Genomic DNA, 22923 nt, shown 5'->3' on the forward strand with positions numbered 1-22923 from the left:
GATCGACCGGGAGGCCGATGATGAACGCTGAAGTCGTGGCGATCCGCCATGTGCATTTCGAGGATCTCGGGAGCTTCGAGCAGGTGCTCGGCGAACGGGGCCGGCGGGTGCGCTATGTAGACGTCGGGTCGTCGCGGTTCGAGGTGCTCGACGTGCTCCAGCCGTCGCTGTTCGTCGTGCTCGGCGGGCCGCTCAGCGTGTACGACGATGCGCAGTATCCGACGATCGCGCCGCTCGCGGCGCTCGTGCGCCAGCGCATCGACGCTGGGCTGCCGATCCTCGGTATCTGCCTCGGCGCGCAGTTCATCGCCCGTGCGCTCGGTGCGAGCGTCTATCCGGCCGCGCAGCACGAACTCGGCTGGGCGCCGCTGACGCTCACCGATGCCGGCCGTGCGTCGCCGTTGCGCCATCTCGATGGCGCGGCGACATCGATGCTGCACTGGCACGGCGATACGTTCGACCTGCCGGGCGGCGCGATCCATCTCGCATCGACGCCGGCCTGCCGCCACCAGGCATTCGCATGGGGGCAGCACGTGCTGGCGCTGCAATGCCATCCGGAAATCCGCACCGACCGCTTCGAACCCTGGCTGATCGGGAACGCCGGCGAAATCGCGGCGACGCCGGGCATCGACGCCCGTCAGTTGCGCGCCGATACCGCGCAACACGGCCCCGCGCTCGAGACGGCCGCGCGGCGCATGTTCGCGGAGTGGCTCGACAGCATCGGGCTGTGACGCCGCGGGCGGCGCCGTTCGCCGCGAATCCTTGGCCCGGCCCGCATCCGTTGCAGGCCGGCGCATCGCTGCTTGCAACGCGGTTCCTGCCGCGCCGGCAACCTGCTGCCGGTCGTACCTGACCATCCGCTTACTATCGTTTGGGCCATCTGCACGCTTCGAGCCTGCGTGCTACGCTCGTCCGCTCTTTCCCTTTCCAGGCGAGCGGCTTCCATGACTGCGCTGTTTTCCCCGTTCACGCTGCGCGGCGTGACCCTTCCGAACCGGATCGTGATCTCCCCGATGTGCCAGTATTCGGCCGAACGCGGCGAAGCGACCGACTGGCACATGATTCACCTCGGCCATCTCGCGCTGTCGGGTGCGGGCCTGCTGTGCATCGAGGCGACTGCGGTGGAACCCGACGGGCGCATCACGCACGGCGACCTCGGCCTTTGGGACGATGTAACCGAAGCCGCGCTGAAGCCCGTGCTGGCCGCGATCCGCAAGCATTCGCCGGTCCGCGTCGCGATGCAGTTGTCGCATGCGGGGCGCAAGGCGTCGAGCGACGTGCCCTGGCAGGGCGGTCAGCTCGTGTCCGTCGCCGACGGCGGCTGGCTGCCGCACGGGCCGTCGGCCGTACCGCACAAGGAAGGCGAGACGCCGCCGCTCGCGCTCGACGCCGCGGGCCTGAACCGGATCCGCGATGCGTTCGCGGCTGCCGCGAAGCGTGCCGCGCGGCTTGGCATCGACGCGATCGAAGTGCATGCGGCGCACGGCTACCTGCTGCACCAGTTCCTGTCGCCGCTCGCGAACCGGCGCACCGACGAATACGGCGGCTCGCGCGAAAACCGGATGCGTTTTCCGCTCGAGATCTTCGAGATCGTGCGCGCGGCGTTTCCGGAGGACCGGCCGGTCGGCGTGCGCGTGTCCGCGACCGACTGGGTCGAAGGCGGCTGGGAGCTCGACGACACGATTGCGTTCGCGCACGAACTGAAGCGCCGTGGCTGCGACTGGATCGACGTGTCGTCCGGCGGCGTGTCGCCGCTGCAGAAGATTCCGCTGTCGCCCGGCTACCAGGTGCCGTTCGCGCAGGCCGTGAAGCGTGCGGTCGGCATGCCGACGATGGCGGTCGGCCTGATCAACGAGCCCGCGCATGCGGACCGGCTCATCGAGGCCGGCGATGCCGATTTCGTCGCGATGGCGCGCGCGATGCTGTACGACCCGCGCTGGCCGTGGCACGCGGCGGCCGAGCTCGGTGCGCAGGTGACGGCGCCGCCGCAGTACTGGCGCTCGCAGCCGCGCGAGCACAAGGCGTTGTTCGGCGACATCGCGTTCGGCCAGCGTTGACGCGTCGAGCGCGCAATATTGCGCGCGATGTTGAACGAAGCAATATCGAACGTGTAGGATGCGGGTGATTCGCCGCATGCCCCGACGCGGCACCGACCGGTGCCGCGTTTTCGTTTGGCGCGCGCCAGGTCGCGATCGCGGCTGTCTTCCATTCATTCGTCTTCACAAGGATTCGTTCGATGAGTTCACGCAGGATCGCGGTGCGCCGCTCGGGAGTACACGGCAAGGGCGTGTTCGCGGTGGCGCCGATCAGGGCCGGCGAACGCGTAGTGGAATACAAGGGCGAGCGAATCTCGTGGAAGGAAGCGCTGCGTCGCCATCCGCACGATCCGAGCGAGCCGAACCATACGTTCTACTTCGCACTGGACGAAGGCGGCGTGATCGACGGCAAGATCGACGGCAACAGCGCGCGCTGGATCAACCATTCGTGCGCGCCGAACTGCGAAGCGGAGGAGGTCAAAGGCCGCGTATATATCCACGCGCTGCGCGACATCGGGCCGGAAGAGGAGCTGTTCTACGACTACGGCCTCGTGATCGACGCGAAGCTGACGAAGAAGCTCAAGCGCGAATACGCATGCCATTGCGGCGCGGCTTCGTGCCGCGGCACGCTGCTCGCGACGTCGGACGACGGCGAGAAGAAGAAAAAGAAGAAGGACAAGAAGGACGGCAAGTCCGAGTCCGGCGCGAAGGACAAGAAAAACAAGAAGTGAAACCGGCGGCGGCGCATCGTGCGCTGCCGATTCCGCAGACGGCCGTCGCGTTGCGCGGCAGTCCTTCCCGTTTCCTTATCCGTCGGGCGGCCCGGTCAACGCTCGCCCGACGCGAATCGCCCGATGGCCGCTCAATGCGCCGACGCGGCGGCCGGCGTTTCGCTGGCCGGTTTCTCCGTGCGCTGGGCGAGCGGCACCCGCACCACGAAGCGCGAACCGCCTTCCGACGCATCCTCGTACGACACGGTGCCGCCATGCATCGCGATGATGTCGTGCACGATCGCGAGGCCGAGCCCGGCCCCCGTCTCGACGCCGTTGCCGCTTTGCGCGTCGCCGCGGAAGAAGCGCTTGAACAGGTCGGCCTGCTGGTTCGCGGGCACACCCGGGCCGTTGTCCTCGACGACGATCTCGGCGGCCGGCTGGCCGTCTTCGAGCGCACTGCGTGCGACGTTCACCGTGATCCGCGCGCCGTCCGGCCGCGCGAGCGGCACGTATTTCAGCGCATTGTCGAGCAGGTTCGCGATCACCTCGCGCAGCAGCACCGGGTTGCCGCGCACGATCAGCTTCTCGTCGTCGCCGGGGTCGTCGCTGCGCTGGAAGCCGAGGTCGACATGCGACGCGAGCGCACGCGGCACCCACTCGGCACCCGTTTCGAACGCCATCGCCGCGAGGTCGACGTCGACGAACCGCGCGGCCTGTTCGCCCGGCTCCGCGCGCGCGAGCGACAGCAACTGGTTCGACAGCCGCACCGCGCGGTCGGCGGCCGCGCGCAGTTCGCGCACCGCGGCGAAGGTCTGGTGCGGGTCGCGTGCGACGGCCGCCTGCTCCGCATGCAGCTTCACGGCCGTGAGCGGCGTGCGCAACTGGTGCGCGGCATCGGCGATGAACTTGCGCTGCGCGTCGAGCGCGGTCTTCAGGCGGCCGAGCAGCGCATTCATCGCGCTCGTCAGCGGCCGGATCTCCAGCGGTACCTCGGTTTCGTCGACCGGTTCCAGCGACGTGTGAGTCTGCCGGTTCAGCGAATCGGCGAGATGCGTGAGCGGGCCGAGCTGCTGGTTCACGACGCGCCACACGATGCCCCAGCCCGCGAGCAGCAGCAGCAGCAGCGGCATCATGATCGCGACGAGGAATTCGGCCGCGATCCGGTAGCGGTGCCGCACCGGCTGCGCGACCTCGACGACCATCGGCTTGCCGCCTTCGACATCGTCGACGCGCACCTGCGCGACGCGCACCGCACGGTTGTCGTACTCGGCCTCGAACACGTACGCGTGATGCATGCGGCGCACGTTGATGCCTCGCAGCGGCAGCTTCGGATCGCCGGCGAGTTCCTGTTCGCCGTCGCTGATTCGGTAGATCAGCGCTTCGGCCGGATCGGAGAACATCGCCTGCGCGAGCGGCGGCACCGTGAACGGCGCATCGGGGCCGGCGATCTGGATCTGTTTCGAGATGGCGGTCGCGAGATCGGCGAGCGAGCGGTCGATCACGTGCTGCGTGTATTGCCACGCGAGCCAGTAGGCGATCAGGCCGCTCATCAGCGCGAGCATCGACAGCGGTGCGGCGAGGCGCCGGAGCAGCGAGCGGCGCAGGCTGGTGGTCACAGCCGGATCAGGAGACATTTCGACGGGCAAATGGATAAGCGCCGCTCACGGGGAGCGGCGCGGTCGTGCGCCGGGCGGCGACGCGGAGCAGGGCACACATGCCGGCGGCACGCGGCCGGCCGGTGTGCGGCTGCTCAGACGCTCGCCGTCTGGCGGATTTCCTGCAGCAGGTAGCCGAAGCCGCGCACCGTGACGATTTCGACGCGGCACTGCTCGAGTTTCTTGCGCACGCGGTGCACATAGACTTCGATCGCGGTATCGCCGAGATCGCCGCCGAAGTGCGTGAGGTGATCCTGCAACTGGGCCTTGCTGACGACGCGGCCGTGACGCAGCAGCAGCATCTCGAGCACCGCGAATTCGCGCGGCGACAGTTCGAGCGGCTTGTCGTCGTTGAAGATGCGGCGGTCGACGCCCGACAGGCGGACGCCGCCGAGCGACACTTCCGGACGCGGCATGTCGCTGTGCGGGCCGCTGCGGCGCATCACCGCGCGGATGCGCGCTTCGAGCTCGGCCGGCTCGAACGGCTTGAGCATGTAGTCGTCGGCACCCGAGTTCAGGCCCTGGATCCGGTCGTTCAGCTCGTCGCGTGCGGTCAGCACGATCACGGGCGTGTGGCGGTTGGTCTGGCGGAAGCGCGTGAGCAGCGTCATTCCGTCGATGCCCGGCAGGCCGAGGTCGAGGATCACGAGTTCGTGGCGGTTTTGTGCCAGCGCCTGTTCGGCAAAAATGCCGTCATGCACCATGTCGACGGTGAAGCCAGCCTGCTCGAGGCTGCTCTGGATACCGCGTGCGATGGGGCGGTCGTCTTCGATCAGAAGGAGTCGCATGAAGTTCGCTCAAGTACAATGGGTTGGCGGTTCAGGCACGCGGACAGCACGAAGCCGTTTCCACAGGGGCGCCGCATCGCGTGACATCAAGCATGGCGGCCAGCGAACGATTAAATCCAATCATGTCCGATATTTCGATCAACGACCTTGAAGCCGCGATCAATTTCTGGCGCGCCCGCTCGCCGTCGAGCGGCGACGAACTCAAACTCTGCGAAGAGGCCAGCGCGCTCTCCAAGCCGTATGCGCTGCTGATTGTACAGCGCGAAAGCGCGCTGCAACTGGAAGGTTTGGACCCCAAGGCGCGGAAAGCGTACGAGACTTACGTGCGGCTTAAGGATGGCTTGGAAAGCTGAAGGCTTTCGCTGACTACATCCTAGAAAACGTTCAGCGAAATGAAAAGTTGACGCGCCGCGCACCGAACGATGCGCGGCGGTAGAGGGAGGGCTCAGGCGGCGGGTTTCGCGTGCGCGCCGGCGCGGTCGATGAACAGCGCGAGCTCGATGTCGCGTTCGGTCAGGCCGTCGGCGTCGTGGGTCGACAGCGTGACGTCGACGCGGTTGTACACGTTGAACCATTCAGGATGGTGGTTCATTTCCTGCGCCTTGATCGCGACGCGCGTCATGAAGCCGAACGCTTCGTTGAAATCGGCGAAGCGCAGGCTGCGCTGGATCGCGTCGCGGCCCGGCACGGCCGTCCAGAGCGGCAGGCCTTCGAGCCGGGTCTTGCGTTCTTCTGATGTGAGCTTGTGGATCATCTTGCACCTCTCGTTCGGTAACGGCGCTCGTGCGCGGCTGCGCCGCGCGGCGCAGCCGGCACCGGTCATTGTTTCATAGTTGTGGGACGGCCATCCGGGGACGGGCGACGGGCACCCGGCGTCCGGCGCGCGCTGGCGCGTTACGCGTCGGCGTCGTCGGGCCAGCCTTCGCCCGTGCCGCGATGCAGCACGCGGTCGGTATCGAGCACCGCGCCGGCCGCGAATTCGGGCAGGGCCGCGAGCCGGTCGGCCAGCGCGCGGCCGTCGACGTCGGCGAGCGCGAACAGCTGCGCGAAATCGTCGATCACGAAGTAGGTCTTCTGGAACGTGTCGATCCGGTACTGCGTGCGCATTACGCGTTCGAGGTCGAAGCCGAGCCGGTTCGGCGCCGCGCTTTCGAGGCTGTACAGGCTCTCGCCCTTGCTCGACACGATCCCGGCGCCGTAGATCGACAGCCCGTTCGTGCCGCGCGGGTCGCGGATCAGCCCGAATTCAACTGTATACCAGTAGAGGCGAGCGAGCCGCGCAAGCGCTGCCTCGTCGTCGGCGACCGCGAGCGCGGTGCGGCCGTACGCCTGCATGTAGTCGGCGAACACCGGGTCGATCAGCAGCGGCACATGGCCGAACAGGTCGTGGAAGCAGTCGGGTTCCTGCAGGTAGTCGAGCTGGTCGGGACGGCGCATCCACCAGGTGACCGGAAAACGCCGGTTCGCGAGATGCCCGAAGAATACGCGGTCTGGCACGAGGCCCGGCACCGCGACGATCTCCCAGCCCGTCGCGGGCTTCAACTGGCGGTTCACGTCCGCGAACGACGGCACGCGATCGGCCGGCAGGTCGATCTTGCCGAGCCCCGCGACGAACGCGTCGCAGGCGCGCCCGCGCAGCAGCGCCGACTGGCGTGCATAGAGCTGCTTCCACACCGCATGGTCGACCTGGCCGTAGCGTTCGAGCGGCTGGTCGATGGTGAAATCTGCGCGGGTTTCGAGGCCCGCGTCGAACTGCTCCTGCAGTTTCGCGGTGACGACGGTGGACATGATCAGGCTCTGCACGCTGTGGTTGGGAACCATGCAAGTGTAGAGCGGCCTTCGCGCGGAATGGGCGCAAAGTTGGCGTTGATTTGCCTGATGATGCGATAATCTCGCATCAAATAACGAATCAATGCGGAGAATGCTCATGCTGGAACTCGATCACTTCGATCTCGCGCTGCTGGACGTGCTGCAGCGCTTCGGTCGCGCGACGCATCAGCAGCTCGGCGAGGAGGTGCCGCTGTCGCCGTCGCAGATCGGCAGGCGGCTGCAGCGGCTCGAGGCGGCCGGCGTGATCGAAGGCTACCGCGTGATGCTGCGGCCCGAAAAGCTCGGGCTCGGCGTCACCGCGTTCACGAGCCTGAAGCTCAAGCACCACGGCGATTCGATCATCGAGCAGTTCCAGCAGCAGATCGACGTGCTGCCGGAAGTGCTCGAATGCCATGCGGTGGTGGGCGATGCCGACTACCTGCTGCGGATCGTCGCGCCCGACCTGAACGCGCTGTCGCAGTTCGTGATGAAGAAGCTGATGCGCGTACCGGGCGTCGACAGCGTGCGCTCGAATATCGTGCTGACGACCTTCAAGCGCAACGGCGCGCTGCCGCTCGCGCACCTGGCGCCCGGCGCCGCGTGACGCGGCGGCCAGAGCAAGCCCGCTCTTAGCGGGAACCGGCCCCAGGCGGCGCGTGCCGCACCGTCGCCGGCGGGGCCGGATCAGGCCGTTTCGTGCGGCGTGTCGGCGTTCAGCAGGTCGACGTACGCGACCGCGACCAGATCGTCCTGCGACACGCCGAGCTTCGTGAACACGTCGTGCGCTTCGGCCTCGCCGCCGGCTTCGTCGTCGTCGGGGCCGAGCACGACTTCCAGTTCGATGAAGTCGCCGAGGCCGTCGACGCGGTCGAGGTGGATGCGCGTGCGGCCTGCGAGGTACACGTGCCGTTCCTTCGTCACGATCCCGCGCGTGGTCAGCGCGGTCGCGAGCAGCGCGTGCATCGCGTCGGGATTCGTCACCGGGCTGCGCGTGTAGTACGACGCCTTCGGGCCGTCGCGGTCGTCGCGCTGGTAGAAGATCAGTTCGGCCGGCGTGCCATCCTCGAAGCGGCGCAGCTTCAGCCGGCCGCGCGGCACGTCATAGAAGAAATCCTGCTGGCGGTAGAACAGCGGCGCTTCGGCCGCGAGCGTCGCCGCGCGTTCGCGCAGCTGGTCGAATTCGCGGGCGCGGGCTTTGATCTCGATGTTGCGGGCCATGCGGGTCTCCTTCAATCGGGGTCTCGCGGTGTGCGAACGCACAATCTAGCAAAAAGGCGGGGACGGCGGCGTGACGACGGGCAGGGGGCGGCGAGATGACGCGTGTTGCGCGCGACGCCGGTGTCCGGCGCGTGGCCCGCGACCCGCGACCCGCGACCCGCGACCCGCGGCGGCTGCGCCTTCATCAGCACCGCTCATATCGCCCACTGGGCTTCGATCAGCCGCAGCGCGGCTGCGATCGCCGGCTCGTCGCGCCGCTCGGCGAGCGTCACGAACGTCAGTTCGGTCGGCACCGTCACGCGTTCGACGATCGTCAGCGCGTGCGCATGCGCTTCGGCCAGCGCGGTCGAGTCGCGCGCGAGCGTCAACCCGATGCCCGATTTGACGAGGTCGAGCATCGACTGCTCCTGATCGACCTCGGCGACCTTCACGGGCTGCGCGCCGGCTTCCGCAAAGCGCCGCGACAGCAGCCGGTGATGCGCGGATGCCGGCGGCGTCCAGATCCACGGCAGCGCGGCGAGCGCGCGCCAGTCGTGTGCGCGCTGCACGCGCTCCTTCCAGCCGGCCGGCGCGAGCACGCGGTACTGGAAATGCGTGAGCGTGACGGTGTGGAACAGCGCGCCGTCGAGCTGATCGTCCTCGCCCGGCCGGCCGATGTAGTAGCCGACGTCGAGCGCCTGTGCGCGCACCTGTTCGATCACCCAGCCCGACATCCCGTGCCGCAGCGCCGTCTCGATCTGCGGATGGGTCTCGACCAGCGCGCGCAGGAAGCCGCCGAGCCGCAGGAAACCCGGATCGAGGATCGTGCCGATCCGCAGCCGGCCGCGCACCTCGTGCCGCAGCGCAGCCGCGGCGCGCTGCACGTCGGCGGCCGCGGCGAGCGCGCGTTCCGCATGCGGCAGCAGCGTCTGGCCGTCGCGCGTGAGCGCGAGCCCGCGCGACGTGCGCGTGAACAGCGTGACGCCGAGCGTTTCCTGCAGATGCTTGATCTGCAGGCTGACGGCCGGCTGCGTCAGGTGCAGTTGCGCGGCGGCGCGCGTCAGGTTGCCTTCGCGCGCGACCGTCGCGAACGCGCGGAGCAGGGTGAGATCCATCGTCGTGATATGAGCGCTGCTTATAACGCAGTTCAGCATAACTCATTGGATCGGCGGCCGGCAGCCGGAGTACGCTTCATCGGTCGCGTCGCCCGGCGCGTTCCGGCCGGCATCTGGCCGGGGGTATGGCAGGGCAGGCGGGCGCTGCTGCAGACACCCGCCGTGACGCACTATGCTGGAAATGATGCGCGGTATCGCAGCGCGCGGGATAAAACAACGAGATTGCATGGGACCAGCGTAAGCGCTAACTCCATCCAGCCACGCCATGGGACCCGAGTAAGTGCTAAAGCACTAACGCTGGTCGACCGCCGTGGGGATGGAGTAAGCGCTGAAGCGCTAACTCCATCCAGCCACGCCATGGGACCAGCGTAAGCGCTAAAGCGCCAACGCTGGTCGACAGGAGACAAACAGTGACTACTCAACGCACGCTCGAAGGCGAATTCGATTACGTGATCGTCGGCGCGGGCACCGCAGGCTGCGTGCTCGCGAACCGCCTGACGGAGGATCCCGACATCCACGTGCTGCTGCTCGAAGCGGGCGGCAAGGACGACTATCACTGGATCCATATCCCGGTCGGCTATCTGTATTGCATCGGCAACCCGCGCACCGACTGGCTGTACAAGACGCAGCCCGAAGCGGCGCTCAACGGCCGCGCGCTGTCGTATCCGCGCGGCCGTGTGCTCGGCGGCTGCTCGTCGATCAACGGGATGATCTACATGCGCGGCCAGCGCGAGGATTACGACAGCTGGGCGCAGGAAACCGGCGATGCAGGCTGGTCGTGGGACAGCGTGCTGCCGATCTTCAAGCGCAGCGAGGATCACCATGCGGGCGCGAGCGACGCGCACGGCGCGGGCGGCTACTGGCGCGTCGAGAAGCAGCGGCTGCGCTGGGAGATCCTCGAATCGTTCGCGCAGGCCGCGCAGCAGACGGGCATCCCGGCGACCGACGATTTCAACCGCGGCGATAATTCCGGGGTCGGCTATTTCGAGGTGAACCAGAAGCGCGGCGTGCGCTGGAATACGTCGAAGGCGTTCCTGCGGCCCGCGATGGCGCGCCCGAACCTGACCGTGATCACCGGCGCGCAGGCGCAGCGCGTGATCTTCGAAGGGCAGCGCGCAGTCGGCGTCGAGTATCACGGCGGCGGCGCCGATTATGTCGCGCGGGCGCGTGCGGAAGTGCTGCTGACGTCCGGTGCCGTGAATTCGCCGCAACTGCTCGAACTGTCGGGTATCGGCTGCGGCCGGCGGCTGCAGGCGCTCGGCATCGACGTCGTGCAGGATCTGCCGGGCGTCGGCGAAAACCTGCAGGATCACCTGCAGTTGCGGATGGCGTTTCGCGTCGAAGGCGTGCGCACGCTCAACACGTTGTCCGCGCACTGGTGGGGCAAGCTGATGATCGGCGCCGAATATGCATTGCTGCAGCGCGGGCCGATGTCGATGGCGCCGTCGCAGCTCGGCGCGTTCGCGAAATCCGATCCAGACGATCCCGCGCTCACGCGCCCCGATCTCGAATACCACGTGCAGCCGCTGTCGCTCGAACGCTTCGGCGAGCCGCTGCACAGCTTCAACGCATTCACGGCATCGGTCTGCCATCTGCGGCCGACGTCGCGCGGCAGCGTGCATGTGACGAGCGCCGATCCGGGCATCGCGCCCGCGATCGCGCCGAACTATCTGTCGACCGACCACGATCGCCATGTCGCCGCGAACGCGCTGCGCCTCACGCGCAGGATCGCGTCCGCGCCGGCGCTTGCGCGCTATCGTCCCGAGGAAATCCTGCCGGGCGCACAGTATCGGACCGAGGCCGAACTGATCGAAGCGGCGGGCGCCGTCGGCACGACGATCTTCCATCCGGTCGGCACCTGCCGGATGGGGCGTGCCGACGATGAGCGCGCGGTGGTCGACAGCCGGCTGCGCGTGCGCGGCATCGCGGGGCTTCGGATCGTCGATGCATCGGTGATGCCGTTCATTACGTCGGGCAACACCAATTCGCCGACGCTGATGATCGCCGAGCGCGCGAGCGACATGATTCGTGCCGATCGCCGCGCGGCGCGCGACGCGACGCCGGTGCGAACGGAGGCCACGGTGACGGCCGCATGACGGCACGCTGACACGCGCGACAGCGGGCCGTCATGCGGGCGCCTGCTGATTCGATATGCGAAACAAGCTGCCGTGCCGTTGCAGCGGCCATGCCTGTTGCGGCGGTTCGAACGGCAAGATCCATGCAAGCCGCGCTGCTTTTTCAATTGCACGTGTACTGCGCCGTGCGGGCGGTCAACAAGCGATGATGCACGTGCCAAAAAAGCGTGGCGAAAAACCGTGCATGGCCGCATGCGGCATCGCGGCCAGCCCTATAAGTGCAAATCCCGATGATTGCACTGCACCAACGGCGCGACAATGTTGCGCAATGTGCATACGCGTCGGCGCGGGAGACCACCCTCGAGGCGTACCACGGCGCCCGGGGGCAGCCGGCTGATCCGCTGACCTGTTCGCGGCCGCTTGCGCCACGCTTCCCGGTGCTTCGCCTGACTTCGTACGGAAGGGAACATGATTCTCGGCGACACGATTCTGGAAACACGCGGACTGACGAAGGAATTCAGGGGTTTCACCGCCGTGAACGGCGTCAACCTGCGTGTGCGGCGCGGCGCGATTCATGCGCTGATCGGGCCGAACGGCGCGGGCAAGACGACCTGCTTCAACCTCCTCACCAAGTTCCTGACACCGACGGCCGGCCAGATCGTCTTCAACGGGATCGACATCACCGACGAGCGGCCTGCGCAGGTCGCACGGCGCGGCATCATCCGCTCGTTCCAGATCTCCGCCGTGTTCCCGCACCTGACCGCGCTGCAGAACGTGCGCATCGGCCTGCAGCGCGCGCTCGGCACCGAATTCCACTTCTGGCGCAGCGAACGCACGCTGAAGCGGCTCGACGATCGCGCGATGGATCTCCTCACGCAGGTCGGCCTCACCGATTTCGCGCACGTGCCGACCGTCGAACTCGCGTACGGCCGCAAGCGTGCGCTCGAGATCGCGACGACGCTCGCGATGGAGCCCGAACTGATGCTGCTCGACGAGCCCACGCAGGGGATGGGCCACGAGGACGTCGACCGCGTGACCGCGCTGATCAAGAAGGTCGCGAGCGGCCGCACGATCCTGATGGTCGAGCACAACATGAACGTGATCGCGGGCATCTCCGACACGATCACCGTCCTGCAACGCGGCGAGGTGCTGGCCGAAGGCTCGTATGCGGAAGTGTCGAAGAATCCGCTCGTCATCGAGGCCTACATGGGCAGTGCCGATGCGGCGCTCGCGGGGGCGCACGCATGAAGCACAGCGAACGGGAGGAACGCGAATTGAGCGGCGTCGAGAGCGGTACGCCCGCGCTGGAGATCACGGGCCTGGAGGCCTGGTACGGGGAATCCCACATATTGCACGGTGTCGACCTGACAGTGCATCGCGGCGAGGTCGTCACGCTGCTCGGCCGCAACGGCGCGGGCCGCACGACGACGCTGCGCGCGATCATGGGCCTCACGGGGCGCCGCAGCGGGTCGATCAAGGTCGCGGGCAACGAGACGATCGGCCTCGCGACGCACCGCATCGCGCATTTCGGTATCGGCTACTGCCCGGAGGAGCGCGGAATCTTCTCGAGCCTGTCGTGCGAGGAGAACCTGATGCTGCCGCCGCCGATCGGGTCGCGCGAGCATGCGATGTCGCTCGACGAGATCTACGCGATGTTCCCGAACCTCGCGTCGCGCCGGCAGAGCCAGGGCACGCGGCTGTCCGGCGGCGAGCAGCAGATGCTCGCGGTCGCGCGGATCCTGCGCACCGGCGCGAACCTGCTGCTGCTCGACGAGATTTCCGAAGGCCTCGCACCGGTGATCGTGCAGGCGCTCGCGCGGATGATCGTCGCGTTGAAGGCGCGCGGCTACACGATCGTGATGGTCGAACAGAATTTCCGCTTCGCCGCGCCGCTTGCCGACCGCTTCTACGTGATGGAGCACGGCCGCATCGTCGAGCATTTCCTCGCGGCCGAACTGGAAAGCAAGATGCCGACGCTGCACGACCTGCTCGGGGTGTGACGCCGCCCCGTTTCCCTTGCCGCTAGCCGTGGCGGCCCTCGAATAACCACAACGCATCAGAACAACAGGAGACGTCAATGAAAATGAAGACCCTCGCACACGCCTGTCTCGCGCTCGCGACCGCCGCGTTCACTGCCGGCGCCGCGCATGCCGCGGATACCGTGAAGATCGGCTTCGTCACCGACATGTCGGGGCTTTACGCGGACATCGACGGGCAGGGCGGCCTCGAGGCGATCCGCATGGCGGTCGCCGACTTCGGCGGCAAGGTGCTCGGCAAGCCGATCGAGGTCGTGTACGCGGATCACCAGAACAAGGCGGACATTGCCGCGTCGAAGGCGCGCGAATGGATCGACCGCGGCGGGCTCGACCTGCTCGTCGGCGGCACGAATTCGGGGACGGCGCTGGCGATGGCCAAGCTCGCCGCGGAGAAGAAGAAGGTCTACATCAACATCGGTGCGGGCGCGGACACGCTGACGAACGAGGAGTGCACGCCGTACACAGTGCACTATGCGTACGACACGATGGCGCTCGCGAAAGGCACCGGCTCGGCGGTGGTGAAGCAGGGCGGCAAGACGTGGTTCTTCCTGACCGCCGACTACGCGTTCGGCAAGGCGCTCGAGAAGAACACGTCGGACGTCGTGAAGGCGAGCGGCGGACAGGTGCTGGGTGCGGTGCGGCATCCGCTGTCCGCGTCGGATTTCTCGTCGTTCCTGCTGCAGGCGCAATCGTCGAAGGCGCAGATCCTCGGCCTCGCGAACGCGGGCGGCGACACGATCAACGCGATCAAGGCCGCGAAGGAATTCGGCATCACGAAGACGATGAAGCTCGCCGGGCTGCTGATGTTCATCAACGACGTGCACAGCCTCGGCCTCGAGACGACGCAGGGCCTCGTGCTGACCGACAGCTGGTACTGGAACCGCGATGCGGCATCGCGCCAGTGGGCGCAGCGCTACTTCGGCAAGATGAAGAAGATGCCGTCGAGCCTGCAGGCGGCCGACTATTCGTCGGTGACGACCTACCTGAAGGCCGTGCAGGCCGCCGGCACGACCGACTCCGACAAGGTGATGGCCGAGCTGAAGAAGATCAAGATCAGCGACTTCTACGCGAAGGGCTATATCCGCGCGGACGGCAGCATGATCCACGACATGTACCTGATGGAGGTGAAGAAGCCGTCCGAATCGAAGGAGCCGTGGGATTACTACAAGGTGATCGCGACGATTCCGGGCGAACAGGCGTTCACGACCAAGCAGGAAACGCGCTGCGCGATGTGGAAGTAAGTGCGACGTAGCGGCGCGCAGGGGCGCGCCGCGCGGTGGCGGCTGCAGCGATGTGCCCGCTGCGCCGCCCGCGTGTGCAATGCAGAAAGGTTGCGCACGCAACGAAACTCATTCTGACGGCTAAGTCGATGGAAATCTTTGGCATTCCGTTGCCGGCGATGCTGAGCCAGTTGCTGCTCGGGCTCGTCAACGGCTCGTTCTACGCGATCCTGAGCCTCGGGCTCGCGGTGATCTTCGGGCTGCTCAACGTGATCAACTTCGCGCACGGCGCGCTGTTCATGCTGGGCGCGATGCTCGCGTGGATGGGGCTGTCGTATCTCGGGCTGCCGTACTGGGCGATGCTCGTGCTGGCGCCGCTGGTCGTCGGTGCGTTCGGGATCGCGATCGAGCGCTCGATGCTGCGCTGGCTGTACAAGCTCGATCACCTGTACGGGCTGCTGCTGACGTTCGGCCTGACGCTCGTCGTCGAGGGCGTGTTCCGCTCGATCTACGGCGCGTCGGGCCAGCCGTACGACGTGCCGTCGCAGCTTTCCGGCGCAACCAACCTCGGCTTCATGTTCCTGCCGAACTATCGCGCGTGGGTCGTCGTCGCGTCGCTCGCGGTGTGTCTCGCGACGTGGTTCGTGATCGAGAAGACGCGCCTGGGCGCGTACCTGCGCGCGGGCACCGAGAACCCGAAGCTCGTCGAGGCGTTCGGCGTGAACGTGCCGATGATGATCACGCTCACCTACGGCTTCGGCGTCGCGCTCGCTGCGTTCGCGGGCGTGCTGGCCGCGCCGGTGATCCAGGTGTCGCCGCTGATGGGCCAGCCGATGATCATCACCGTGTTCGCGGTGGTCGTGATCGGCGGGATGGGCTCGATCCTCGGCTCGATCGTCACGGGCCTGATGCTCGGCGTGATCGAGGGTTTCACGCGCGTGTTCTATCCCGAAGCGTCGGCCACCGTCGTGTTCGTGATCATGGCGATCGTGCTGCTGTTCCGCCCGGCGGGCCTCTTCGGCAAGGAAAAATGATGCAGAGAAAAGTGCTCTACGGCGTGCTGCTCGCCGCACTGCTCGCCGCGCCGTTCATCGGCGCGTATCCGGTCTTCGTGATGAAGGTGCTCACGTTCGCGCTGTTCGCGGCCGCGTTCAACCTGCTGATCGGCTATACGGGGCTGCTGTCGTTCGGCCATGCGATGTTCCTCGCGACCGCCGGCTATACGACCGGCTATTCGATGCAGACGCTCGGTTTCACGCCGGAGCTCGGCGTGCTCGTCGGCACCGTCACCGCGACGCTGCTCGGGCTCGTCGTCGGGTTGTTCGCGATCCGCCGGCAGGGCATCTACTTCGCGATGATCACGCTCGCGTTCGCGCAGATGGTCTACTTCATCTACCTGCAGGCGCCGTTCACGCGCGGCGAGGACGGCCTGCAGGGCGTGCCGCGCGGCCACCTGTTCGGGCTGCTCGACCTGACGAACGACGTCACGCTGTACTACGTCGTGCTGGCGGTGGTCGTCGCCGCGTGCGCGTTCATCGTGCGGGTCGTCCATTCGCCGTTCGGGCAGGTGCTCGTCGCGATCAAGGAGAACGAGGCGCGCGCGATCTCGCTCGGCTACGACACCGACCGCTTCAAGCTGCTCGCGTTCATCCTGTCGGCCGCGCTCGCGGGGCTGGCCGGCTCGCTGAAGGTGCTCGTGCTCGGCTTCGAGACGCTCTCCGATGCGCACTGGACGATGTCGGGCCTCGTCGTGCTGATGACGCTCGTCGGCGGGATGGGCACGCTGTTCGGGCCATTGCTGGGCGCGGCGCTGATCGTCGCTTTGGAAGACCGGCTCGGCGACATCGGCGAATGGCTCGCGTCGACGACGGGCGTCGCGTGGTTCCATTCGCTCGGCGAATCGACGACGATCGTCACCGGGCTGATCTTCATCGCGTGCGTGCTCGCGTTCCGGCGCGGCATCGTCGGCGAGATGGTCGCGCGGATCAAGCCGCTCAGGGCGTCCTGAGCGTGTGCCGCATGCGTCGCCGCACGTTGATGCGAAGCACCATCCGGCGCGCTCCGGAACGGCGCTGCAGCGGGCTCGAGACGGTGCCGCGCGGCAGGCTGGTGCCCCATTTTCGTGCGGCGATGCACCATAGGGGTAAATGCTAAGTTGCCGTGGTGCTTAAGCCTCTTTAAGATTCACTTCAATTCTGATGCACCGCGAAACGAATTTGCAGGTGGAGAACGAGGAGACAATCGAGGCACAAAGTGCCCGGACCCCAAAGCGCTGTTGGACGGAATCCAACAGCGCTTTTTCATTTGCGTGCACGGATTTCCACCGATGGTGCATCGGCCTGCGCAATTGCCGTATTCCGCGCTTGCGTTCGCATCGCGTCTTTTCCGCGCTTCGCCGCGTCCCCCGCTTTTCCCTTTCCCGCAATCCGGTCGCAGACGGCGTGTTGCGATGCGCAGGCTGTCCGGGCTTACCCGGTTGGCGTGCGCGAAACGCGTCCGTTACACTTGGCTTTCGCCGACCGCACGGTCGGGAAAATCGGTCGGCAGTTCTCCTACAAGCACAATGCAGAAGAGGGAGTACGGTTGGATGAGCAGCGCAGGACGATGGATCGGGGCAGGAAGGGCGGCTGGCGCCGCTCGTTCGTCATTGGGTGCGCATCGGTATTTCCCGGCCTTCCCGAGCCGTCCTGCGGCCGGTACGCGCGTTCCGGCGCGATTCGCCGGCATGGCGCCTTCGCCGGTCGTTGCGCTCGCACCCGTCTCGGCATGAACCGCCGCTTTTCCGATCTTTCGCCGCCGGCGCGCGTGGCCGGGCCGAGCCTGGCCGGCGCACCTTCCGGCGATCGTTGCGCACGCATCGATCGCCCGCGCGATCCCGCATTTCTTTGCCTTCTTCATCCCGGCGACACTGCTGCTGCGCATCGTGGCAGTCGAACGAACGTGTCGGCCGCGATGTATACGCACGCGCACGCGCCGCGCCGTCAGGATCCTGCCACGGTGGCGGCGTTTCACGGGAAAACGAGCGTAGGCGCGGCAATCAGAGATAGTTAAATTATTAACTTGTTTGGGAAACGGGAGCCGCCCGAGCGACCCGCGGATTTTTCGAGCAGCGTTTGGAGACAACGTAAATGAAGATGAATCGATGGATGGAGGCCGTGCTTGCCGCTGGCCTCGTGTGCGCGGCGGCTACGGCGTCGGCGCAGGTGAAGATCGGCGTGACGCTGTCGGCCACCGGGCCGGCCGCGTCGCTCGGGATTCCGGAAAAGAACACGATCGCGCTGCTGCCGAAGGAAATCGCGGGCAAGAGCGTGCAGTACATCGTGCTCGACGACGCGTCCGACACGAGCCGCGCGGTGCAGAACGTGCGCAAGCTGATCGACGAAGACCACGTCGACGCGATCATCGGTTCGTCCGTCACGCCGAATTCGCTCGCGATGCTCGACCCCGTGTCGCAGGGCAAGACGCCGACGATCTCGCTCGCGGCGAGCGCGCAGATCATCGCGCCGATGGACGCGAAGCGCGCGTGGATGTTCAAGGTGCCGCAGAACGACCAGCTGATGGCCGACGCGATCGCCGGCTACATGGCGAAGCACGGCGTGAAGACGGTCGGCTTCATCGGCTTCGCCGATGCGTACGGCGACAGCTGGTACAAGACGTTCAGCGCGGCGGCCGAGAAGAACGGCCTCAAGATCGTGTCGAACGAGCGCTTCAACCGCACCGATGCATCGGTGATGGGGCAGGTGCTGAAGCTGATGGGCTCGAATCCGGATGCGATGCTGATCGCCGGCTCCGGCACGCCGGCCGCGCTGCCGGCCAAGACGTTGAAGGAGCGCGGCTACAAGGGCAAGGTGTACCAGACGCACGGCGTCGCGAACAACGACTTCCTGCGCGTGTGCGGCAAGGACTGCGAAGGCGAGATCCTGCCGGCCGGTCCGGTGCTCGTGACCGACCAGCTGCCGGATTCGAACCCGGTGAAGAAGGCGGCGCTCGGCTACAAGGCCGCATACGAGAAGGCCTACGGCGCGGGCTCGCTGGCGACGTTCGGCGGCCATGCGTGGGATGCGGGGCTGCTGCTGCAGCGCGCGATTCCGGAAGCGCTGAAGAAGGGCCAGCCGGGCAGCGAGGCATTCCGCGAGGCGCTGCGCGCATCGCTCGAAAGCGTCAAGGATCTGCCCGTGTCGCACGGCGTGATCAACATGACGTCGACCGATCACAACGGCTTCGACACGCGTGCGCGCGTGATGGTGCAGATCGTCGACGGCAAGTGGAAGCTGCAGGCCGAGTAAGCATCACGTGAAACCGGCGTGCGCGGCGCGAACGGCGCCGTGCACGCCGTCGGCAGGGCGCCGGGCCTGACGGGCCGCGCCCGTGCCGCATGGAACCACCGGGGCTCGCCGCGTGGCGCGCCGACGCGCCGATCTTGCCGTCCGTGCGCGCCGGTTGTTCCCGTCGCCGTTTTTCCGCAGCATTCTCGATACAAGACACGTATGGATCTCTCGATTGCGGCGATCCTCGCGCAAGACGGCATCACGACCGGCGCCATTTATGCATTGCTGTCGCTGGCGCTCGTGCTGGTGTTTTCCGTCACGCGGGTGATCTTCATTCCACAGGGCGAATTCGTCGCCTACGGTGCGCTGACGCTTGCGGCGTTGCAGGCGCAGAAATTTCCCGCCACCTGCTGGCTGCTGTTCGTGATGGGCGTCGCGTGCTTCCTGCTCGAAGTCGGCGGCCTGATCCGGCATCGCGAACGGCGCCATCAGCTCGGCCGCACGCTCGCGACGCTCGGCAGCCGCTACATCCTGCTGCCGCTAGCGGTGTTCGCGATCACGCGCAGTTTTGCCGTGCAGCCGATGCCGATGCTCGCGCAGATCGCGCTGACGCTCGCGATCGTCGTGCCGATGGGGCCGTTCGTCTACCGGCTCGTGTACGAGCCGATCGCCGAGGGCACGACGCTGCTGCTGCTGATCGTGTCGGTCGCCGTCCATTTCGCGATGGTCGGCCTCGGGCTCGTGATGTTCGGTGCGGAAGGCTCGCGCACCAACGGATTCTCGGATGCGTCGCTGTCGATCGGCAGCATGACGGTGTCGGTGCAGAGCATCCTGGTGGTCGTCACGGCGCTCGTGCTGATCGGTGCGCTCTACGTGTACTTCGGCCGCACGATCGCCGGCAAGGCGCTGCGCGCGACGTCGGTGAACCGGCTCGGCGCGCAGCTCGTCGGCATCGGCACGACCGAAGCAGGGCGGCTCGCGTTCACGTTCGCGGCGGGGCTCGGCGTGCTGTCCGGGATCCTCGTCGGCCCGCTGACGACGATCTACTACGACTCCGGCTTCCTGATCGGCCTGAAGGGCTTCGTCGGCGCGATCATCGGCGGCCTCGTCAGCTATCCGCTCGCGGCCGCCGGCTCGCTGCTCGTCGGCGTGCTCGAATCGTATTCGTCGTTCTGGGCGAGCGCATACAAGGAGGTGATCGTGTTCACGCTGATCATTCCGGTGCTGCTGTGGCGGAGCTTCGTGACGCCGCACGCGGAAGAGGAAGAGGAGTGACGCGATGAAGACGATGGTACGCAACAAGACCTTCTGGGTGTTTCTCGTGGTGCTGTTCGCGCTGCCGGTGCTGCCCGGCGCGCTGCAGGTGCCCGAGTACTGGATCACGCTGCTCAACTACATCGGCCTCTATGCGATCGTCGCGATCGGGCTCGTGCTGCTGACGGGCGTCGGCGGGATGACGAGCTTCGGGCAGGCCGCGTTCGTCGGCATCGGCGCGTATGCGACCGCGTTCCTGACGACGCGCTACGGTGTGTCGCCGTGGCTCGCGCTGATCGTCGGCGTCGTGCTGACGGCGCTCGTCGCGCTCGTGCTCGGCGTGGTCACGATGCGGCTGTCCGGGCACTTCCTGCCGCTCGGCACGATCGCGTGGGGCCTCGCGCTGTTCTACCTGTTCGGCAACCTCGAACTGCTCGGCAAGTACGACGGGATCAACGGGATTCCGGCGCTGAACCTGTTCGGCATCACGCTCGAAAGCGGCCGCAGCCTGTATTTCCTGATCTGGGCCGTCGTGCTGGCCGCGATCGTGTCGGTGCAGAACCTGCTGAACAGCCGGCCGGGCCGTGCGATCCGCGCGCTGCGCGGCGGTGGCGTGATGGCCGAGGCGATGGGCGTGAACACCGCGTGGATGCGCGTCGTGATCTTCGTCTATGCGGCCGTGCTGGCAGCTGTGTCGGGCTTCCTGTACGCGCACCTGCAGCGCGCGGTGAACCCGACCCCGTTCGGCCTGAACCACGGGATCGAATTCCTGTTCATGGCCGTGGTCGGCGGCGTGTCGCACGTGTGGGGCGCGGTGCTCGGTGCAGCGATCCTCACCGTGCTGCAGGACTACCTGCAGACGCTGCTGCCGAAGCTGCTCGGCTCGGAAGGCAATTTCGAGATCATCGTGTTCGGCGTGCTGATGGTGCTGCTGCTGCAGTACGCGCGCCAGGGCGTGTGGCCGTTCGTCGCGAGGCTGTTCCCGCGTGGGCCGCGCGCGCATGTACCCGAGCACGCCGAACCGTTGCCGCAGCGCGCGAAGCCCGCGGCCGGCGAGCCGCTGCTCGTCGTCGACAACGCACGCAAGCAGTTCGGCGGGCTCGTGGCCGTCAACGACGTCAGCTTCGACGTGAAAGCAGGGCAGATCATCGGGTTGATCGGCCCGAACGGCGCCGGCAAGTCGACCACGTTCAACCTCGTGACGGGCGTGCTGAAACCGACAGGCGGCGCGATCACGTTCCGCGGCGAACGCATCGACGGGCTCACGTCGCGCCAGATCGTCCGGCGCGGCATCGGTCGCACGTTCCAGCACGTGAGGCTGCTGCCGGCGATGACGGTGCTCGAGAACGTCGCGATCGGCGCGCATTTGCGCGGCCATACCGGTGTCTGGCGCAGCGTCGCGCGGCTCAATGCACACGAGGAAGCGCAGTTGCTGGCCGAAGCGGCACGCCAGATCCGTCGCGTCGGGCTCGAAAAGCACATGTACGACGAAGCAGGCAGCCTCGCGCTCGGCCAGCAGCGGATTCTCGAAATCGCGCGGGCACTGTGCTGCGACCCGACACTGCTGCTGCTCGACGAGCCGGCCGCCGGGCTGCGCTACCAGGAGAAGCAGCAACTCGCCGACCTGCTGCGACGGTTGAAGGCGGAAGGCATGAGCGTGTTGCTCGTGGAGCATGACATGGACTTCGTGATGAACCTCACCGACCGGCTGGTGGTGATGGAGTTCGGCACGCGGATCGCGGAAGGTCTGCCGCAGGACGTGCAGCAGGATCCGGCGGTGCTCGAAGCGTATCTGGGCGGGGTGGAGTGATGACGGACACAACGATGCCGATTCTCGACGTGCGCGGGCTGGCAGTCCGGTACGGGAAAGTGGAGGCGCTGCACGGCGCGGCGATCAAGGTCGGTGCGGGGCAGATCGTCAGCGTGATCGGCCCGAACGGCGCAGGCAAATCGACGCTGCTGAACGCGATCATGGGCGCGCTGCCGGTGACCGGGCATGCGTCGGGCGCGGTCGTGTATCGCGGCAACGACGTCGGCGCATTGCCGGTCGAGCAGCGGGTCGCGCGCGGGATGTGCCTCGTACCGGAAAAGCGCGAGCTGTTCAGCACGATGACGGTCGAGGACAACCTCGTGCTGGGCGCGTATCGGCGCAAGCAAGCTGGTGAATCGAACTTCCTCGACCAGCTCGATCACGTGTTCGCGCTGTTTCCGCGGCTGAGGGAGCGGCGCAAACAGGCGGCCGGCACGCTGTCAGGCGGCGAGCGGCAGATGCTCGCGGTCGGCCGCGCACTGATGGGCAAGCCCGACCTGCTGATGCTCGACGAGCCGAGCCTCGGGCTCGCGCCGCTGATCGTGAAGGAGATCTTTCATATCATCAGTGCGTTGCGCGGTACGGGCGTTGCAACGCTGCTGATCGAGCAGAACGCCAGGGCCGCGTTGCAGATCTCCGACTACGGTTATGTGCTGGAGACGGGCGAGTTTGCGCTGGAAGGGCCGGCGGCCGAACTTGCGCAGAATCCGCGCGTGATCGAAACGTACCTCGGGTTGGCGAAGAAGACGGCTTGATAGTCGCGGCGGTTGGCGGGAAACGGACGGCGTGTTTCACGTGAAACACGCCGTTTTTGTTTGTGGGGTTGGAGCAATGTCTCGATGGCCGGTGGTTCGCGGCCAGGGGATAAGTGTCGGGGGGAATAGTCGGAAGTTCTGTGTGGTGGCGGTGGGTAATGTGTCCACAGATTCCTGGCGCATGGGTCTCTG

At 66.8% G+C, this 22923-nt stretch carries 22 protein-coding genes; 16 read left to right on the forward strand and 6 right to left on the reverse strand.

Annotated elements, in window-relative coordinates:
- Positions 1-20 precede the first annotated feature (20 nt).
- The 3 genes from KVT39_RS20805 (at position 21) to KVT39_RS20815 (ending at position 2767) form a co-directional block, all read left to right on the forward strand.
- On the forward strand, positions 21-731 hold the full coding sequence (locus KVT39_RS20805) for a glutamine amidotransferase (RefSeq protein WP_034183978.1): 711 nt from the start codon (positions 21-23) through the stop codon (positions 729-731).
- A 213-nt stretch (positions 732-944) separates the two neighbouring features.
- Positions 945-2057, forward strand: a complete 1113-nt coding sequence (locus KVT39_RS20810) for an NADH:flavin oxidoreductase/NADH oxidase (RefSeq protein WP_034183816.1) — start codon at positions 945-947, stop codon at positions 2055-2057.
- A 179-nt stretch (positions 2058-2236) separates the two neighbouring features.
- Positions 2237-2767, forward strand: coding sequence for an SET domain-containing protein (locus KVT39_RS20815; protein ID WP_034183817.1), 531 nt, complete (start codon positions 2237-2239; stop codon positions 2765-2767).
- A 131-nt stretch (positions 2768-2898) separates the two neighbouring features.
- Here the strand turns inward: KVT39_RS20815 and KVT39_RS20820 are convergent, their stop codons facing one another.
- Positions 2899-4383 carry a sensor histidine kinase gene (locus KVT39_RS20820; RefSeq protein ID WP_034183979.1) on the reverse strand — a complete coding sequence of 495 codons (1485 nt, stop codon included), beginning with the start codon at positions 4381-4383 and terminating at the stop codon, positions 2899-2901.
- 116 nt (positions 4384-4499) lie between these two features.
- On the reverse strand, positions 4500-5192 hold the full coding sequence (locus KVT39_RS20825; RefSeq protein WP_006401494.1) for a response regulator transcription factor: 693 nt from the start codon (positions 5190-5192) through the stop codon (positions 4500-4502).
- Positions 5193-5314: 122 nt separating this feature from the next.
- Here KVT39_RS20825 and KVT39_RS20830 point away from each other — a divergent pair, with 122 nt between their 5' ends.
- Entirely contained in the window at positions 5315-5545 is a 231-nt protein-coding gene (locus tag KVT39_RS20830; protein WP_034183818.1) for a DUF3717 domain-containing protein, read from the forward strand.
- Positions 5546-5637: 92 nt separating this feature from the next.
- On the opposite strand, the gene KVT39_RS20835 is transcribed toward KVT39_RS20830, so the two are convergent.
- Positions 5638-6015: a 4a-hydroxytetrahydrobiopterin dehydratase gene (locus KVT39_RS20835; RefSeq protein ID WP_258170498.1), complete on the reverse strand. Its 378-nt coding sequence runs from the start codon at positions 6013-6015 to the stop codon at positions 5638-5640.
- A 71-nt stretch (positions 6016-6086) separates the two neighbouring features.
- Positions 6087-7013, reverse strand: coding sequence for a phenylalanine 4-monooxygenase (gene phhA / locus KVT39_RS20840; protein ID WP_217590101.1), 927 nt, complete (start codon positions 7011-7013; stop codon positions 6087-6089).
- Between the two features lie 106 nt (positions 7014-7119).
- On the opposite strand from phhA, the gene KVT39_RS20845 reads away from it, so the two are divergent.
- On the forward strand, positions 7120-7605 hold the full coding sequence (locus KVT39_RS20845) for an Lrp/AsnC family transcriptional regulator (RefSeq protein WP_006408082.1): 486 nt from the start codon (positions 7120-7122) through the stop codon (positions 7603-7605).
- Positions 7606-7685: 80 nt separating this feature from the next.
- On the opposite strand, the gene KVT39_RS20850 is transcribed toward KVT39_RS20845, so the two are convergent.
- Together KVT39_RS20850 and KVT39_RS20855 are read right to left on the reverse strand one after the other, a co-directional pair.
- Complete coding sequence (locus KVT39_RS20850; protein ID WP_105390365.1) at positions 7686-8219, reverse strand: class IV adenylate cyclase; 534 nt, start codon at positions 8217-8219, stop codon at positions 7686-7688.
- Positions 8220-8413: 194 nt separating this feature from the next.
- Positions 8414-9313, reverse strand: a complete 900-nt coding sequence (locus KVT39_RS20855) for a LysR family transcriptional regulator (RefSeq protein ID WP_072442645.1) — start codon at positions 9311-9313, stop codon at positions 8414-8416.
- A gap of 410 nt (positions 9314-9723) precedes the next feature.
- On the opposite strand from KVT39_RS20855, the gene KVT39_RS20860 reads away from it, so the two are divergent.
- From KVT39_RS20860 to KVT39_RS20910, 11 genes are all read left to right on the forward strand, one after another.
- Positions 9724-11409, forward strand: a complete 1686-nt coding sequence (locus tag KVT39_RS20860; RefSeq protein ID WP_175748285.1) for a GMC family oxidoreductase — start codon at positions 9724-9726, stop codon at positions 11407-11409.
- A gap of 447 nt (positions 11410-11856) precedes the next feature.
- Positions 11857-12636 (forward strand): ABC transporter ATP-binding protein, encoded by a 780-nt coding sequence (locus KVT39_RS20865; RefSeq protein ID WP_006477266.1) that lies wholly within the window; start codon positions 11857-11859, stop codon positions 12634-12636.
- Complete coding sequence (locus KVT39_RS20870) at positions 12633-13388, forward strand: ABC transporter ATP-binding protein (protein WP_034183823.1); 756 nt, start codon at positions 12633-12635, stop codon at positions 13386-13388. The genes KVT39_RS20865 and KVT39_RS20870 overlap by 4 nt, the downstream gene beginning before the upstream one ends.
- A 77-nt stretch (positions 13389-13465) precedes the next feature.
- Positions 13466-14665, forward strand: coding sequence for an ABC transporter substrate-binding protein (locus KVT39_RS20875; RefSeq protein ID WP_034183824.1), 1200 nt, complete (start codon positions 13466-13468; stop codon positions 14663-14665).
- 128 nt (positions 14666-14793) lie between these two features.
- Entirely contained in the window at positions 14794-15678 is an 885-nt protein-coding gene (locus KVT39_RS20880; protein ID WP_034183825.1) for a branched-chain amino acid ABC transporter permease, read from the forward strand.
- Positions 15678-16652, forward strand: a complete 975-nt coding sequence (locus KVT39_RS20885; RefSeq protein WP_034183981.1) for a branched-chain amino acid ABC transporter permease — start codon at positions 15678-15680, stop codon at positions 16650-16652. Before KVT39_RS20880 ends, KVT39_RS20885 begins: the two co-directional genes overlap by 1 nt.
- Before the next feature lie 497 nt (positions 16653-17149).
- A complete protein-coding gene (locus tag KVT39_RS20890) occupies positions 17150-17695 on the forward strand; it encodes a hypothetical protein (protein ID WP_217590102.1) in 546 nt (181 codons plus the stop codon).
- 77 nt (positions 17696-17772) lie between these two features.
- Entirely contained in the window at positions 17773-18930 is a 1158-nt protein-coding gene (locus KVT39_RS20895; RefSeq protein ID WP_105390369.1) for an ABC transporter substrate-binding protein, read from the forward strand.
- Between the two features lie 201 nt (positions 18931-19131).
- Positions 19132-20187, forward strand: a complete 1056-nt coding sequence (locus KVT39_RS20900; protein ID WP_217590103.1) for a branched-chain amino acid ABC transporter permease — start codon at positions 19132-19134, stop codon at positions 20185-20187.
- A gap of 4 nt (positions 20188-20191) precedes the next feature.
- Positions 20192-21976 carry an ATP-binding cassette domain-containing protein gene (locus KVT39_RS20905; protein WP_217590104.1) on the forward strand — a complete coding sequence of 595 codons (1785 nt, stop codon included), beginning with the start codon at positions 20192-20194 and terminating at the stop codon, positions 21974-21976.
- Positions 21976-22731, forward strand: a complete 756-nt coding sequence (locus tag KVT39_RS20910; RefSeq protein WP_131946230.1) for an ABC transporter ATP-binding protein — start codon at positions 21976-21978, stop codon at positions 22729-22731. Before KVT39_RS20905 ends, KVT39_RS20910 begins: the two co-directional genes overlap by 1 nt.
- Positions 22732-22923: the final 192 nt, after the last annotated feature.

This window comes from Burkholderia sp. GbtcB21 (genome assembly GCF_019091065.1).
Classification (GTDB): Bacteria; Pseudomonadota; Gammaproteobacteria; order Burkholderiales; family Burkholderiaceae; genus Burkholderia; species Burkholderia pyrrocinia_C.

Coding starts and splice junctions, on each gene's coding strand:
- KVT39_RS20875 (WP_034183824.1), top strand. CDS start 13,466: ATGAAAATGAAGACCCTCGCACACGCCTGTCTCGCGCTCGCGACCGCC.
- KVT39_RS20910 (WP_131946230.1), top strand. CDS start 21,976: ATGACGGACACAACGATGCCGATTCTCGACGTGCGCGGGCTGGCAGTC.
- KVT39_RS20835 (WP_258170498.1), bottom strand. CDS start 6,015: ATGACCGGTGCCGGCTGCGCCGCGCGGCGCAGCCGCGCACGAGCGCCG.
- phhA (WP_217590101.1), bottom strand. CDS start 7,013: ATGGTTCCCAACCACAGCGTGCAGAGCCTGATCATGTCCACCGTCGTC.
- KVT39_RS20845 (WP_006408082.1), top strand. CDS start 7,120: ATGCTGGAACTCGATCACTTCGATCTCGCGCTGCTGGACGTGCTGCAG.
- KVT39_RS20850 (WP_105390365.1), bottom strand. CDS start 8,219: ATGGCCCGCAACATCGAGATCAAAGCCCGCGCCCGCGAATTCGACCAG.
- KVT39_RS20815 (WP_034183817.1), top strand. CDS start 2,237: ATGAGTTCACGCAGGATCGCGGTGCGCCGCTCGGGAGTACACGGCAAG.
- KVT39_RS20900 (WP_217590103.1), top strand. CDS start 19,132: ATGGATCTCTCGATTGCGGCGATCCTCGCGCAAGACGGCATCACGACC.
- KVT39_RS20855 (WP_072442645.1), bottom strand. CDS start 9,313: ATGGATCTCACCCTGCTCCGCGCGTTCGCGACGGTCGCGCGCGAAGGC.
- KVT39_RS20865 (WP_006477266.1), top strand. CDS start 11,857: ATGATTCTCGGCGACACGATTCTGGAAACACGCGGACTGACGAAGGAA.
- KVT39_RS20825 (WP_006401494.1), bottom strand. CDS start 5,192: ATGCGACTCCTTCTGATCGAAGACGACCGCCCCATCGCACGCGGTATC.
- KVT39_RS20885 (WP_034183981.1), top strand. CDS start 15,678: ATGCAGAGAAAAGTGCTCTACGGCGTGCTGCTCGCCGCACTGCTCGCC.
- KVT39_RS20905 (WP_217590104.1), top strand. CDS start 20,192: ATGAAGACGATGGTACGCAACAAGACCTTCTGGGTGTTTCTCGTGGTG.
- KVT39_RS20810 (WP_034183816.1), top strand. CDS start 945: ATGACTGCGCTGTTTTCCCCGTTCACGCTGCGCGGCGTGACCCTTCCG.
- KVT39_RS20830 (WP_034183818.1), top strand. CDS start 5,315: ATGTCCGATATTTCGATCAACGACCTTGAAGCCGCGATCAATTTCTGG.
- KVT39_RS20870 (WP_034183823.1), top strand. CDS start 12,633: ATGAAGCACAGCGAACGGGAGGAACGCGAATTGAGCGGCGTCGAGAGC.
- KVT39_RS20820 (WP_034183979.1), bottom strand. CDS start 4,383: ATGTCTCCTGATCCGGCTGTGACCACCAGCCTGCGCCGCTCGCTGCTC.
- KVT39_RS20880 (WP_034183825.1), top strand. CDS start 14,794: ATGGAAATCTTTGGCATTCCGTTGCCGGCGATGCTGAGCCAGTTGCTG.
- KVT39_RS20805 (WP_034183978.1), top strand. CDS start 21: ATGAACGCTGAAGTCGTGGCGATCCGCCATGTGCATTTCGAGGATCTC.
- KVT39_RS20895 (WP_105390369.1), top strand. CDS start 17,773: ATGAAGATGAATCGATGGATGGAGGCCGTGCTTGCCGCTGGCCTCGTG.